We start from the raw sequence: 15,091 nt of genomic DNA on the forward strand, positions 1-15,091 counted from the left end.
AAAAATTGCATACTAAAGACTAAAATACTGCAAACTAATAAAAAATGGCAAAACAAGATTATTACGAAATATTAGGCATTTCTAAATCCGCTTCACAAGCAGAAATTAAAAAGGCCTACAGGAAAATGGCAATTAAATATCATCCAGACAGAAATCCGGACGATAAAACTGCGGAAGAAAACTTTAAAAAAGCAGCAGAAGCTTATGAAGTTTTAAGCGACGAAAATAAAAAAGCACGTTACGACCAATATGGTCACGCAGCTTTCGACGGTCCACAAGGTGGTGGTGGTTTTGGTGGTGGCATGAATATGGACGACATATTCAGTCAATTTGGAGACATTTTCGGAGGCAGTGGCGGTTTTGGCGGTGGCTTTGGAGGTTTTGGCGGTGGTAGTGGCCAACGTCAAGCCAGAGTAAAAGGAAGTAACATGCGTATTCGCGTAAAACTAACTTTAGAAGAAATTGCAAAAGGAGTAGAGAAGAAAGTAAAGGTTCGTAGAAAAGTTCAAGCAGATGGGGTAACCTATAAAACCTGCACAACCTGTAACGGATCTGGACAACAAATGCGTGTTACCAATACCATTTTAGGTAGAATGCAAACCGCAACTACTTGTAGTACTTGTTCTGGTGCTGGAGAAATAATGAATAGCAAACCTAATGGTGCAGATGCACAAGGTTTAATTACAAAAGAAGAAACAGTTTCTATAAACATTCCTGCAGGTGTTACTGAAGGAGTTCAATTAAAAGTTGGCGGAAAAGGAAACGATGCTCCAGGAAAAAATTCTATTTCTGGAGATTTATTAGTTCTTATTGAAGAAATTCCGCATAAAAAACTAAAAAGAGAAGGAACAAATATCCACTACGATTTATACATCAACTTTTCCGAAGCAGTTTTAGGGGTTAGTAAAGAAGTAGAAACCGTTACAGGAAAAGTAAAAATAAAAATAGAACCAGGAACACAATCTGGTAAAATATTAAGACTAAAAGGAAAAGGTTTACCAAGTATAGAACATTATGGAACAGGAGATTTCTTGATTCATGTTAACGTTTGGACCCCTCAACACTTAGACAAAGAGCAAAAACAATTTTTCGAAAAAATGTTTAATAACGAAAATTTTACACCCAACCCTAATGTCTCCGACAAATCTTTTTTTGAAAAAGTAAAGGATATGTTTTCTTAAAGTTAATTTTTTGTTAAAAACATACAAATAATTTTCATAATTATTTTTTTATAAATTTATTTTAAATTATATTTGCAATGTTATTGAGAAATCGATAACACTTTTTCTTTTTCATAGCAATTTTTCCCACTCATTTTATGAGTGGGTTTTTTTTATCAAAATAAACAGTAATTTTACAAAAAATATTAAAATTTAGCAGGCTTATCTTATCGACTTATATTAAGTAGGAAAGTCCGAACACCAAAGAGTAATCATAGCGGATAACAACCGTCCAACGTAAGTTGAGGACCAGTGCAACAGAAAGAATGTACAGTTAGGCTGTAGTGAAACCAGGTAAACTCTATGAGGTGCAATGTCATGTATATTAGAGCTTGAGGGCTACTCGCTCGATTCTAAAGGGTAGGCAGATCGATTCTAAGAGTAATTTTAGAACTAGATAAATGATAAGAACCTTTTTTAAGGTAACAGAATTCGGCTTATTAGCCTGCTATTTTAATATTATTTTTACGATATTTTTATTTTTTATTAAAATAACCATCTTTTTTTTATTGAATTCATAAATATTTTAAAAATAGCTTTTTTTATTTATTAATTACAGCAATCTATTATTTATCTTTTAAAATTCCCATAAAAACTGTAAATTTGTTGTACATAATCATAAAAAAATAACAACATATGGCTTTTGACATAGATATGATCAAAAAAGTGTATGCTAACGTTGTGGAACGAGTAGATGCAGCACGTGAAATTACAGGAAAACCTCTAACTTTAGCAGAGAAAATTTTATATTCTCACCTTTGGGATGGAAAACCAACCAAGGCTTTTACGCGTGGTAAAGACTATGTAGATTTTGCACCAGATAGAATTGCTTTACAAGATGCAACTGCACAAATGGCACTTTTACAGTTTATGCAAGCTGGTAAAAGTAAAGTGGCAGTTCCAACAACCACACATTGCGATCACTTAATACAAGCCAAAAACGGAGCAAGTTCAGATTTGCAATCTGCTTTAAATACAAGCAACGAAGTTTTTAATTTCTTAGAATCTGTATCTAATAAATACGGTTTAGGTTTTTGGAAACCAGGTGCAGGAATTATCCATCAAGTCGTTTTAGAGAATTACGCATTTCCAGGAGGAATGATGATTGGTACAGATTCTCATACCGTAAATGCAGGAGGACTAGGAATGGTAGCCATTGGAGTTGGTGGTGCAGACGCTGTAGATGTAATGGCAGGAATGGCCTGGGAATTAAAGTTCCCTAAATTAATCGGAGTTAAACTAACAGGAAAACTTTCTGGTTGGACAGCGCCAAAAGATGTTATTTTAAAAGTTGCAGATATTTTAACGGTAAAAGGAGGTACAGGAGCAATTGTAGAATATTTTGGAGAAGGTGCAACAGGAATGTCTTGTACAGGTAAAGGTACCATTTGTAATATGGGGGCAGAAATAGGCGCAACAACATCTACTTTTGGTTACGACGATTCTATGGAGCGTTATTTACGCGCCACAGATAGAAACGATGTAGCAGATGCAGCTAATAAAGTAAAAGATTATTTAACTGGTGATGCAGAAGTTTATGAAAATCCAGAACAATATTTCGATCAGGTTATAGAAATTAACCTATCGGAATTGAGCCCACTATTAAACGGACCTTTTACACCAGATTTATCTACAAAAGCAGGTGCAGATATGACAAAAGCTGCAAATGATAATGATTGGCCATTAAAAGTAGAATGGGGTTTAATAGGTTCTTGTACAAACTCTTCTTACGAAGATTTATCAAGAGCAGCATCAATTGCGCAGCAAGCTATTGATAAAAATTTAAAAACAAAAGCAGAATTTGGAATCAATCCAGGTTCAGAAAAAGTAAGATATACAGCAGATAGAGATGGAATTTTAGGTGTATTTGAAAAGTTAGATGCAACAATTTTTACAAATGCTTGTGGACCTTGTATCGGTCAATGGGCCAGATATTCAGATCCTGCAAACGCACCCAAAAACTCCATAATACATTCCTTTAACAGAAACTTCGCAAAACGTGCAGACGGTAATCCAAATACACATGCATTTGTTGCCTCACCAGAAATGGTAGCAGCAGTTGCCATTGCTGGTCGTTTAGATTTTAATCCTGTAACAGATAAATTAATAAACGAAAATGGTGAAGAAGTAATGCTAGACGAACCAACAGGATGGGAATTACCTCCAAAAGGCTTCGAAGTAAAAGACGATGGTTATTTAGCACCAGAAGAAGATGGAAGTCATGTAATAATTGCAGTGAAAGAAGATTCTGAAAGATTACAACTATTAGAACCTTTTGAACCAATTGGTAACGATATTACTGGAGCAAAATTATTAATAAAAGCCTTTGGTAAATGTACTACAGACCATATTTCTATGGCAGGACCATGGTTGCGCTTTAGAGGACATTTAGATAACATTTCTAATAATATGCTAATTGGTGCAGTAAATGCATTTGGTAAGAAAACCAATTTTGTTAAGAACCAATTAACAGGAGAGTTTGGTGGTGTACCAGATACTGCAAGAGCTTACAAGGCTGCAGGCGTTAAATCTATTGTAGTGGGTGACCATAATTATGGCGAAGGTTCTTCTAGAGAACACGCCGCAATGGAACCAAGACATTTAGGTGTTGTTGCAGTTTTAGTAAAATCTTTTGCTAGAATTCACGAAACAAACTTAAAAAAACAAGGAATGTTAGGTTTAACATTTGCAAATGAAGCAGATTACGATTTAATTCAAGAAGATGATACTTTTAACTTTTTAGATTTAAATGAATTTGCTCCAAATAAACCTTTAACAATTGAAGTGGTACATGCAGATGGAAGTAAAGACATTATAATGGCAAATCATACTTATAATGAAAATCAGATTGAATGGTATAATGAAGGTTCTGCATTAAATTTAATAAAAAAAGAGAACGCATAAGAAAAACACTTTCTTACTTATATAGGAAGCTGTCTCGAAAGTATTAAAATTTGTCATTTCGACGGTAATGGAAAAATCTTAATTACTGAATTTCGGTATTTTAGATTTTTCAATAACTTCGTTAGCTACTTTCAATCAAGATATATTTTGATTTTAGTAATGCTAAAAATGACAGTTACATTTACTTTTGTGACAGCTTCTTTTATTGGTTTTTTTTGAGTTTTAATCGAAAAAAATCCTCGAGACTTTGCCTATGGATTTCTGTTAAAACTACCACTTCCTTAAAAAATAGGAATCTAATATACAGCATTTTAATTTTTGATTTTTTTTTAGATTAAAATGAAACTAGCAGAATACCTCTAAAACTCTTTCTTGAGAATAGTTGGTTTCAAGAAATTTTTTATTCATCAATTTTAACGATTTAAAATAAATGATAGTTTAAAGTATTTTGAATCAATTCTTTACAATTTTTATTTGTTAAGTTTTTATTTTTCCTGTAAGAATAGAAAAAAGCCATCGACAGAACAGCATATAAACATTAACAATAAATAATAAAATGAAAAAAGTTTTAAATTTAGCAATGGTTTTTGCATTAACTGCATTTTTTGCAGCATGTAGTAACGACGACAACGAACCAACAACAGGTAATTTAACTGTTAATTTAGATGGTTTAGAAGAATTAGGTGCCGATTTTGTGTACGAAGGTTGGTTAATTGTAAATGGAAATCCAGTAAGTACAGGAACCTTTACAAGTGTAGATTTTCCACAAACCTTTACAGTAGGTTTTAATAATTTAGAAGCAGCTACAAAGTTTGTTTTATCTATTGAGCCTAAGAACGATCCAGACCCAGCACCATCAAAAACTAAAATTTTGGCAGGAGATTTTACAGGCAACTCTGCAACTGTAAACTCTAATATTGTTGGAGATTTTAGCGATTCTTGGGGAAGATTTATACTAGCGACACCAACAGATGGTATGAATAATAACGAAAGAAGTGGTGTTTGGTTTTTAACACCAGGAACAACGCCACCAACTGTAGGTTTAGGTTTGCCAGAATTAGAAGAAGGATGGAAATATGAAGGATGGGCAGTAATTAATGGAAAGCCTGTAACTACAGGAAAGTTTACAAAATTAAGTGCAACTGACGAATTTGATGGTTTTAGTGGGCCAATGGCTTTACCTGCACCAAATGGAGCAGATGGCTTTTTTCCAGGAGAAGATTTCTTAGTAAATGCTCCAGATGGGCTTACATTTCCAGTAGATTTAAGAGGAGCTACCATTGTAATTAGTGTAGAGCCAAGTCCAGATGATAGTCCTGCACCATTTGCTTTAAAACCTTTGGCTAAAGTAGTAGCTGCAGATGCAGTAGATCATGCTCCAATAGAATTAGGAACTGGACCAAAAGCATCAATTTCTGGTTCTGTATCAAGAAACTAGAAAAACAGAAAAAGATACAATCTACTATTCAATTTTGTTAATGGTTGATTATTTCGAAGGATAATTATTTTTAAAATAATTATCCTTTTCTGTTTTTTACCAGTTATTGTTTGAAATTTACTGTAAAAGAAGTTGATGATTTTTTTCCTTTATATATAAAAGAAGAAAACGAAAGCATAGTCTTGGCTACGGTTTTTTTATTCTGAAATAGAAAGGAAAAAAGGCGATTTTTACAGGATTTTCAAATGGTAAATAGCATTATATAAAAAATGTCTATTAAAAGCAATACATACTTTCAATAGACATCCAACGTACCAACCAGTTGTTTTATTTATTTATTTTAATCGGAATTTTATAAACTTCACCTTTTTGGATTCCTTTTGTAACAATTTTCTTATAATTCAATTTTTTCTTAAAAAAAGAATTTAATTCTATATTTTTCGAATCTGTAGTTAATACTACAATTTCATTTTTATTGTTAATTATAAAAGATACTTCTACAGTAGTGCTTTTTTGTATCTCTATAGGAATTTTCTTTCCAATAAAAGCAGACATTTCTATTCTAAGGGCTTTTGTTTCTTTGTTTGTTTTTGGGTTTTTATCATTTGCAGTTGCAGAAAATACAGTAGATAAACTAATTGCAATCACAGCGATAATGGTTTTAAAATTTTTCATAATGATAAGTTTTTTGGGTTAATGTTATATCAAATAGACGCCTTGATTGTAAAAACGTTTCAATATAAAATGGACTTTAATATATAATTAACAAACAAAGAAAGAAATTTTTAAAATTTAACATTTTTTGTTAAAAATCAGACAAGAAGAAAATCTATTCGTAAAATTCTGGTTTTTAAATGGTTGAATTTTAATCTTTGGTAATTGCATTTAATGATGCTACAATTATCTTACAACCTTCTATCAATTCATCATCAGAAATTGTTAGCGGAGGCGTAATTCTTATAGCTCGAGTTTCAAAAAGTAAAAAGAATAAAATCAGTCTTTCTTCTAAACATTTATGAACTGTTTTAACTGCCAGTTCAGAAGATTCTAAAATAGCAGAGAGCATTAAACCTTTTCCACGAATTTCTTTTATTGCAGAATGTTTTAAATGTTTTCTAATGATTTTTTCTTTTCGTAAACTTTCAGAAATTAAATTTGTGTTTACAATTTCTTTAAGTGTTGCTACGCCAGCAGCAGCAATAACTGGATTGCCAGCAAATGTAGAAATATGCCCTAGTTTCGGATTGTTTTTTAGTAAAGACATGTTTTCGAAAGAAGAAATAAATGCGCCAATTGGCATGCCACCTCCTAAACCTTTTCCAGTAATAACAATATCTGGTATAACATTATAGTTTTCGAAACCCCAAAAAGTTCCGGTTCTACCAATTCCTGTTTGAATTTCATCTAAAATTAAAAGCGCACCAACTTTTTTGCATTTTTGTTTTACTTTAGAAAGAAAATTATTTGTAGGTTCTATAAAACCTGCTCCACCTTGTATGGTTTCTAAAATTACAGCAGCAGTATTTTTTGTAATTTTATCTAAATCTGTTTGTTTATTAAACTCAATAAATTTTGTACCAGGTATTAAAGGTCTAAAAGCTTGATTTTGTTTTTCTACACCAGAAACACTCATTGCTCCCATGGTATTTCCATGATAAGAATTTTTAGCCGCAATTATTTCGAACCTTTTTGTAATTCTTTTTGCTAATTTTAATGCACCTTCAGTAGCTTCTGTACCAGAATTGGTTAAGTAAACAGTGTTTAAGTTTTTTGGGGAGTTATTTGCTAATAATTTGCACAAATTAACTTGGGGTTGCTGTATAAATTCACCATAAACCATTACATGAGCATATGTATCTAATTGATTTTTAATAGCTTCTGTAACTTTTGGATGGCAATGCCCTAAACTATTTGCAGAAACTCCTGCAACAAAATCTAAATATTTTTTTCCAGCAACATTGTAAATATAGCTTCCTTTGGCATGAGAAATTTCTATGGCTAATGGATAAGGAGACGTTTGCGCTTGATATTTAAAAAAATCAGATTTCATTCTATTGATTCTTTTTTGAAGGTAATTTTATCTTTTCTGGCTTTAAAGCGACATTAGGCTTCACAACATTTCGGTTATTTTCTTTTAGTGGTTTTTTATCTCTTTTAAAAATGTCTTCTTTCTTTTTAGGCTGCTCACTTTCTCGCCAAATAAAACCGTTTAATTTTTTTACTTCTTCTGGTAATTTAGAAGGTGGGTAAGTTGTTCCTTCAGACTTTTTTAAATATTTAATAGTTTCTATTTGACCTTTATCTAAAATAAATTCAATATTACTCGAAACCTCTTTGGTAATGGTTTCTAAAACATTGGTTTGTTCGTTTCTATTGTAATAAACAGATTCTGCATTTCCTTTCACTAAAAGTAAACGCAATTTATTATCTTTAAATTTACCAAACATATTTCTTCCTTTAATCTGGTTAAAATCACTATCAGACAAAGAATCTTTAGAAACGATAAAAGAATTGTTTAATACCTTTAAAGAATCTAATTTTTTGGTTTCTACATTGGTTAATAAATGAATGGTATCTCCTGTAATTTGGTTGGCATCGGACCAAAGTACGGGGTTTCGAAACATTCTTGTTAATCCGTTTGTTTGATCTGTATGTATAGAATCGCATTTTCCTTGCAAATCTGATTTAAAAATTTTTACATTATTATAAGTTCTAATAATTCTTTTTTCTGGTTTTCCTGTAACGAGCAAGGTATCTCCATGCACAAACATAGAATCTTTTTCTATAATTGAAATCGCAACCGCTCTATCTACAATAAAAAGAGAATCTTTTAATTCGAAAATTTCTGCATAGTTTCCTTTTGTTACAAAATTTTGCACGGTATCTATAACCTTAATATTATTAGTGGCAGAAGCAAAACCTTTATTTTTATCGTAATACAAACTATCGCCTTCTACCGTTCTTTCTTTTAAGTAGAGTTTCGCATTTTTTACAAAATAAGAAACATCTGTTTTTGTATTGTAAAAACCTCTTTCGCAATAAATTTTATTTTTGTTTTGGGTATTTGTAATTGTAGATGGACCATATAAGTATGCCAAACCAGAATTTGTATAATAATCTAAATGATTCGATTCTAAATTATGCTCTGGGTTTACCACAGTTACTTTGGTCGTTGCAGTAAATTTTTTTGTTTCTAAATAGTAATTTCCATTTTTACTTTTTAATGTATTGGTTGGGTCTTTTATGGTTGCAAAACTTCTGTAATACAATTTTTGGTTTAGTCTATCGAACTGTAAAGTATCTGTTGTAAGCGTCATAGTTGGGTCTTTTAAAATTACATTTCCCCAAGATAATGCTTGTTTAGAATTGGCATCGTAATCTACATAGTCGCTTGTTTGTGTAATGGTATCACCTTGCTTTATAACAACATTATCGATTGCTTTAAAGAAGTTTTTTTCTTTGTAATACAAGGCTTGTTTGCAAGTTAAAACAGCACCTTCGTGTGTCATTTTTACATTACCAATTAAAACAATTGCTCCAGGATATTTTTCTTCATCTACACTTTGGTATTCTGCACCATAAACCATTTTTTTAACTTGAGTAAAAGAGTTTATAGAAAAGCTTAAAAGAAGTAAAAGAAGTATTTTTTTCAAAATATATGATTTTGTACAAAAATAAAGAAAACTAACGCTGTTTCTATTAAAGAAAAGTGAAATTTATTTTCTAAAAAATACTATTTAGTAGTGTTTATTTTTTGAAGTTCTTGTAATTTGCGGAAAATTTTAAATTAATGAAATCACCTTTTGAATTATCTAAAGAAGAAATGCAAACTTATGGTTATAAAATTGTAGATATTATTGTAAACCATTATGTAAATGAAAATGATAAAAAACCAGTAACAAAGGCTTCTAGACAAGAAATGGATTCTGTTTTTTTACAAGAAGCTCCAGAAAATGGAACTTCTTCTGATGAAGTTTTAGATTTTGTAATGGAAAATGTAATTCCAAATAGTGCAATGTCTTCGCACCCCAAATTGTTTTCTTTTGTTCCAGGACCCAGTAATTTTATAAGTACAATGGCAGATTCGTTAGCCACAGGATTCAATATTTTTTCTGGAGGATGGATTATTTCTCCGGCTGCAGCAGAATTAGAAATTGTAACCACTAATTGGTTGTTAAAAATGTTTAATTTTCCTGTCGCAGAAGGTGGAGGAATTTTTACAAGTGGTGGTTCTATGGCTAATTTAACAGCTTTGGTAACTGCAAGAAGAATAAAATGTGGCGAAGATTTTTCGAACGCAATTATTTATTTGTCCGATCAAGCACATTCTTCGAATATAAAAGCAATTAGAGTTTTAGGCTTTAAAAAAGAACAAGTTAAAATTATTCCAACAGATATCGAATTTAAGTTTAGTTTAAATAAGTTAAAAAACGAAATTGCAAAAGACCGTTTAAACGGAAAACAACCTTTTTGTATTATTGCAACTGCTGGAACAACAAACACAGGAACTGTAGATCCATTAGACGCAATTGCAAATATTTGCGAAGAAGAAAATTTATGGATGCATGTAGATGGTGCCTATGGCGCTGCTGCAATACTTTCTAAAAAAGGAAGTAAAACTTTAAGAGGTATCGAACGTGCAGATTCTTTAACTGTAGATCCACACAAATGGTTTTTTCAGCCTTATGAAATAGGTTGTTTGTTAGTAAAAAACAAATCTTGGTTAAGCAATACTTTTAGCGAAAAACCAGAATACTTAAGAGATATCGAAGGAAATGAATCTGAAATTAATTTTTACGACTATGGAATTCAATTAACACGAAGATTTAGAGCCTTAAAATTGTATATGTCTATAAAAACGTATGGTTTAAATGCATTTAAAAAAGCTGTTTCTTATAATATCGATTTAACAGAAGAAACCGAAGACTTGCTTCGTAAAAGTAAAAATTGGGAAATTGTTTCTCCTGCCACTTTGGCGATTATCAATTTTAGATATAATCCTTTAGATGTAGAATTGACCGAAAAAGAATTAGATGTTTTAAACCAAGAAATTTCGAGTAGAGTAGTGGCTTCTAAAGAAGCATTTTTAGTAACTACAGTTTTACAAAATCAGGTGGTAATTCGAATGTGCTTAATTAACCCAAGAACAACAATTAAGCATATAAAAGATACACTAAACCAATGTAATGCATTTGCTAAAGAAGTTCTTTTAGAGTGGGGAAAGTAGTTTTAGATTCGAAATAAAAATCCTTAAAACCATCATTAATATTGAATAAAAATTGTTAATAACAGATGCCTTTTGCCAATTGCAAAAGCTTTTGTAGAATAATAAACGGTACCTCTCTATACAAACAAAAAAAACCAGTGAAATTAAATTCGCTGGTTTTTTATTATTAAAATCATTTACCTATAATGATAACTTGTAAAATTTACCTATTTATGGTTTGTTTTCTATCTGGCCCTACAGAAACAATTTTTACGGGAACACCTGTTTCTTTTTCAATAAAAGCAACGTAGTCTAATAAATTTTTAGGTAATTGATCTGCAGAAGTCATTTTGGTTAAATCTTCATTCCAACCTTTAAATTCAGAATAGTTAACAGTAACGTTTTCTGGCTCGATATTGTATGGAAAATGAAAAATTTCTTTGCCTTTATAGTTGTAAGAAGTACATACTTTTAAGGTATCGAAACCAGAGAGTACATCCCCCTTCATCATCATTAATTGTGTAACACCATTTACATCTACGGCATATTTTAATGCGACTAAATCTAGCCATCCACATCTTCTAGGTCTTCCTGTTGTAGCACCAAATTCGTGCCCAACTCTCGCCATTTCTTCGCCATTTTTGTCAAATAATTCAGTAGGAAAAGGTCCAGAACCTACTCTTGTGGTGTAGGCTTTAAAAATTCCAAAAACCTCACCGATTCTATTGGGTGCAACACCCAAACCTGTACAAGCACCAGCTGCTGTTGTGTTAGAAGAGGTAACAAAAGGGTAGGTGCCAAAGTCGATATCTAATAAAGAACCTTGCGCTCCTTCAGCTAAAATTGTTTTATTGTCTTTGATAGCTTGGTTTAAAAATTCTTCACTATCTATAAATTGTAGTGTTTTTAATTTGTCTATTCCTTTGCAAAATTCGGCTTCTAGTTCTTTTAAATTATATTCAATTTTAACATCAAAAAACGCTAACATTTTTAAATGTTTTTCTGTTAGCGCATTGTACTTTTCTTTCCAATTATCTAACTCTAAGTCTCCAACACGCATTCCATTTCTACCAGTCTTATCCATATAAGTTGGACCAATTCCTTTTAAAGTAGAACCAATTTTGGCTTTTCCTTTAGAAGTTTCGGATGCAGCATCTAACAATCTGTGTGTAGGTAATATTAAATGTGCTTTTCTAGAAATTAATAATGTTTTTGTATAGTTTATATTATGCTTGTCTAGGTTTTCTAGTTCTTTTTTAAAAATAACAGGATCTATTACAACCCCATTTCCAACAACATTTAATGCTGTTTTATGAAAAATTCCAGACGGAATTGTGTGTAAAACATGTTTATGCCCATCGAAAATTAAAGTATGCCCTGCATTTGGACCTCCTTGAAAACGTGCAATAATATCATAATTTGTGGTTAATACATCTACAATTTTTCCTTTTCCTTCATCTCCCCATTGTAATCCGAGTAATAAATCTACAGCCATCGGTTGTTTTAAGTTGTTTTAATTAGTTGTTATATTGCAAGGAGCTTAAGCCCCTTGTGAGCCTTTTGTTTGTGTTATTCTTTTTTCTTTTTTGTTCCGTAAAAATAAAGAGAATGGTTTTGAATATCGATATCGAAAATATCTTCTATTGTTTTTTTTATGATTTGAATTCTTGGATCACAAAATTCTTTTACTTCGCCAGAGTCTGTAAAAATTACATGGTCGTGGTTTTTATCGAAATAACTTTTTTCGTAACGTGCCATAGATTGTCCGTCGAATTGATGTTTTCTAACCAAACCACAGTCTAAAAGCAAATCGATTGTATTGTACAGAGTTGCTCTACTAACTCTATAATTTTTATTTTTCATCTTAATATAGAGCGACTCTATATCGAAATGTTCTTCTGCTGCATAAATTTCTTGAAGAATCGCATAACGTTCAGGAGTTTTCCTGTGTTTGTTTTCTTCTAAATACGCAGTAAAAACATTTTTAACTACTTCTTGATTTTCAAGAGAATTACCCATTATCTTAAAATTTTACGAAACAACAAATTTACAGTTATTTCTGAATAAATAAATCTTTTTTAAAAATGATATTTACAAAGTATTAACACGTTCTACTTTTTTAACACCATCTACTTTTTGAATACTCTTAATTAATTTGTTTAATTGTGGGGTATTCTGTACGCTAAAGCTTATTTTACCTTCGAAAACTCCTTCGTCTCCTGCAATATTAATACTGTGAATAAAAACATTGTTTGTATTAGAAATAATGGAAGTTACTTTGGTAACAATTCCTTTATTATCTACACCACTTATGTGTAAAATTGCTTTAAAATCTTGCTTTGTGGAATCAATCCACTTTGCTTGCATAATTCGATATGCATAATTCGATTGTAAAGAAATTGCATTGGGGCAATTTTTTTTATGAACCTTCATGCCTTCATTAATGGTTAAAAAACCAAAAACTGGATCTCCAGGAATAGGGTTGCAACATTTAGATAATTTATAATCTAATTTTTCTTCTTCTTTGCCAAAAACTAAAGCATCGTATTTGTTAGTAACTTCTTCGGAATCTATATTTTCTTTCGAAGAACCATTTCTTCTTAATTTTGTTTTAAAGAAGTTTAAGAAAGTACTGTTTCTTTGTGATACAAATGCTTTTAATTGTGTGTTGTCTATAGCGCCATTGCCAAATCTATAAAATAAGTCGAAACTGGTTCTTAGTTTAAAGTAAACAACAAGTTCGTTTACTATTTTATCGTTAAATGTAATTTTTAAATGACGTAATTTACGCATTAAGATGGCTTTTCCTTCTTCGGCAATTTTCTTTTCTTCTTCTTTTAAAGCTGCTCTAATTTTTGTTTTAGCTCTTGCTGTAATTACAAAATCTAACCATCTTGCATTGGGTTTGTTTGTAGCACTTGTAATTACTTCTATTTGATCGCCACTTTTTAAAGTATGACTTAAAGGAACCAATTTTCCGTTTACTTTTGCGCCTCTACATTTTAAACCAACATCTGTATGAATTGAAAAAGCAAAATCGAGTGCAGATGCTCCTTTGGGTAGCGATTTTAAATCTCCTTTAGGTGTAAAAACATAAATTTCTTTAGAATATAAATTTAGTTTAAATTCTTCTACAAAATCTACCGCATTTAAACTTTGGTTTTCTAAAGATTCTTTTAAGCGGTTTAACCAAGCTTCTAAGCCACTTTCGTTTGTATCTCCTTGTTTGTATTTAAAATGTGCAGCATATCCTTTTTCTGCAATTTCATTCATCCTTTCAGAACGAATTTGAACTTCAACCCATTGTGCATCTGGGCCAACAACTGTAATATGCAATGCTTCGTAACCTGTAGATTTTGGTTGCGAAATCCAATCTCTTAAACGAGATGGGTTGGGTTTAAAATAATCGGTTACAATGGAATAAATTTTCCAAGCTTCAAATTTTTCGTCACTTGTTAAAGGCGTAAAAATAATTCGAATGGCATATTTATCATATACTTCTTCAAAAGTAACATTTTGACTTCTCATTTTTTTACGAATGGAATAAATGGATTTAAAGCGCCCTTTTATCTCGTATGTAAAATTTTCTTTATCTAAGCCTTTTTTTAGTGTTTCTGTAAATGTTTCTAAATATTTTTGTTGCTCTTCTTTACTTTCTTTTATTTTGGTTATAATGTCGTTGTAAACTTCTGGTTCTGTGTACTTTAATCCTAAATCTTCGAGTTCTGTTTTAATGTTATACAACCCTAACCTATGTGCCAAGGGTGCATAAATATATAAGGTTTCTGAAGCGATTTTTACTTGTTTATGCGCAGGCATTGCATCCATTGTTTGCATATTGTGTAACCTGTCTGCGATTTTTATTAAAATTACCCTTACATCATCATTTAAAGTTAAGAGCATTTTTCTAAAATTTTCTGCTTGAATTGAAGCATCTTGTGCCTTATTTAAACGAGAAATTTTGGTTAAACCATTTACTATTCTGGCAATCGTTTCTCCAAATAATTGTTCGATATCGTCTATGGTAAATTCGGTATCTTCGACTACATCGTGCAATAATGCTGCAGCAATAGAGGTGGCTCCTAAACCAATTTCCATAGCAACTATTTTTGCTACTGCAATGGGATGATAAATGTAGGGTTCGCCCGTTTTTCGACGTTGTTTAGAATGTGCATCTAAAGCAATGTCGAAGGCTTTTCTTATGAGCTCTTTATCTTCTTTAGACAATACTTCGTAAGTACCTTTTAGCAAGTCTTTGTAACGATTTGCAATTTCTTTATTCTCTTCTTCTATGGTAACATTATACTCCATAAACTGTTTGTA

General features: G+C 31.4%; 10 protein-coding genes and 1 other RNA gene. 5 read left to right on the forward strand and 6 right to left on the reverse strand.

Annotated features, from left to right (window positions below; genetic code table 11):
* The first annotated feature begins 44 nt into the window (after positions 1-44).
* From dnaJ to JL193_RS00675, 4 genes are all read left to right on the forward strand, one after another.
* Positions 45-1,181, forward strand: a complete 1,137-nt coding sequence (dnaJ, locus tag JL193_RS00660) for a molecular chaperone DnaJ (protein ID WP_207972014.1) — start codon at positions 45-47, stop codon at positions 1,179-1,181.
* A 192-nt stretch (positions 1,182-1,373) separates the two neighbouring features.
* Positions 1,374-1,676: RNase P RNA component class A (rnpB, locus tag JL193_RS00665), an RNA gene on the forward strand.
* A 180-nt stretch (positions 1,677-1,856) separates the two neighbouring features.
* Positions 1,857-4,124 carry an aconitate hydratase gene (locus tag JL193_RS00670; RefSeq protein ID WP_207972015.1) on the forward strand — a complete coding sequence of 756 codons (2,268 nt, stop codon included), beginning with the start codon at positions 1,857-1,859 and terminating at the stop codon, positions 4,122-4,124.
* 556 nt (positions 4,125-4,680) lie between these two features.
* Positions 4,681-5,562, forward strand: a complete 882-nt coding sequence (locus JL193_RS00675) for an anti-sigma factor (RefSeq protein WP_207972016.1) — start codon at positions 4,681-4,683, stop codon at positions 5,560-5,562.
* 327 nt (positions 5,563-5,889) lie between these two features.
* On the opposite strand, the gene JL193_RS00680 is transcribed toward JL193_RS00675, so the two are convergent.
* The 3 genes from JL193_RS00680 to JL193_RS00690 form a co-directional block, all read right to left on the reverse strand.
* Positions 5,890-6,237 (reverse strand): hypothetical protein, encoded by a 348-nt coding sequence (locus JL193_RS00680; RefSeq protein WP_207972017.1) that lies wholly within the window; start codon positions 6,235-6,237, stop codon positions 5,890-5,892.
* 190 nt (positions 6,238-6,427) lie between these two features.
* Positions 6,428-7,612: an aspartate aminotransferase family protein gene (locus JL193_RS00685; protein ID WP_207972018.1), complete on the reverse strand. Its 1,185-nt coding sequence runs from the start codon at positions 7,610-7,612 to the stop codon at positions 6,428-6,430.
* Between the two features lies 1 nt (position 7,613).
* Complete coding sequence (locus JL193_RS00690) at positions 7,614-9,215, reverse strand: OstA-like protein (RefSeq protein WP_243456800.1); 1,602 nt, start codon at positions 9,213-9,215, stop codon at positions 7,614-7,616.
* 137 nt (positions 9,216-9,352) lie between these two features.
* Between JL193_RS00690 and JL193_RS00695 the strand changes: the two genes are divergently transcribed.
* On the forward strand, positions 9,353-10,789 hold the full coding sequence (locus JL193_RS00695) for a pyridoxal phosphate-dependent decarboxylase family protein (RefSeq protein ID WP_207972019.1): 1,437 nt from the start codon (positions 9,353-9,355) through the stop codon (positions 10,787-10,789).
* 202 nt (positions 10,790-10,991) lie between these two features.
* Here JL193_RS00695 and JL193_RS00700 read toward each other — a convergent pair whose 3' ends face one another.
* The 3 genes from JL193_RS00700 to JL193_RS00710 form a co-directional block, all read right to left on the reverse strand.
* Complete coding sequence (locus JL193_RS00700; protein ID WP_207972020.1) at positions 10,992-12,263, reverse strand: adenylosuccinate synthase; 1,272 nt, start codon at positions 12,261-12,263, stop codon at positions 10,992-10,994.
* A gap of 74 nt (positions 12,264-12,337) precedes the next feature.
* On the reverse strand, positions 12,338-12,787 hold the full coding sequence (locus tag JL193_RS00705) for a Fur family transcriptional regulator (protein WP_207972021.1): 450 nt from the start codon (positions 12,785-12,787) through the stop codon (positions 12,338-12,340).
* A gap of 72 nt (positions 12,788-12,859) precedes the next feature.
* Positions 12,860-15,079, reverse strand: a complete 2,220-nt coding sequence (locus JL193_RS00710; protein WP_207972022.1) for a RelA/SpoT family protein — start codon at positions 15,077-15,079, stop codon at positions 12,860-12,862.
* Between the last annotated feature and the right edge of the window lie 12 nt (positions 15,080-15,091).

The organism is Polaribacter batillariae (assembly GCF_017498485.1).
Lineage (GTDB): Bacteria > Bacteroidota > Bacteroidia > Flavobacteriales > Flavobacteriaceae > Polaribacter > Polaribacter batillariae.

What these genes read in the sequence shown, in the direction of transcription:
- JL193_RS00710 (WP_207972022.1), bottom strand. Translation starts at nt 15,079, where the DNA reads ATGGAGTATAATGTTACCATAGAAGAAGAGAATAAAGAAATTGCAAAT.
- JL193_RS00695 (WP_207972019.1), top strand. Translation starts at nt 9,353, where the DNA reads ATGAAATCACCTTTTGAATTATCTAAAGAAGAAATGCAAACTTATGGT.
- JL193_RS00700 (WP_207972020.1), bottom strand. Translation starts at nt 12,263, where the DNA reads ATGGCTGTAGATTTATTACTCGGATTACAATGGGGAGATGAAGGAAAA.
- dnaJ (WP_207972014.1), top strand. Translation starts at nt 45, where the DNA reads ATGGCAAAACAAGATTATTACGAAATATTAGGCATTTCTAAATCCGCT.
- JL193_RS00675 (WP_207972016.1), top strand. Translation starts at nt 4,681, where the DNA reads ATGAAAAAAGTTTTAAATTTAGCAATGGTTTTTGCATTAACTGCATTT.
- JL193_RS00680 (WP_207972017.1), bottom strand. Translation starts at nt 6,237, where the DNA reads ATGAAAAATTTTAAAACCATTATCGCTGTGATTGCAATTAGTTTATCT.
- JL193_RS00670 (WP_207972015.1), top strand. Translation starts at nt 1,857, where the DNA reads ATGGCTTTTGACATAGATATGATCAAAAAAGTGTATGCTAACGTTGTG.
- JL193_RS00705 (WP_207972021.1), bottom strand. Translation starts at nt 12,787, where the DNA reads ATGGGTAATTCTCTTGAAAATCAAGAAGTAGTTAAAAATGTTTTTACT.
- JL193_RS00685 (WP_207972018.1), bottom strand. Translation starts at nt 7,612, where the DNA reads ATGAAATCTGATTTTTTTAAATATCAAGCGCAAACGTCTCCTTATCCA.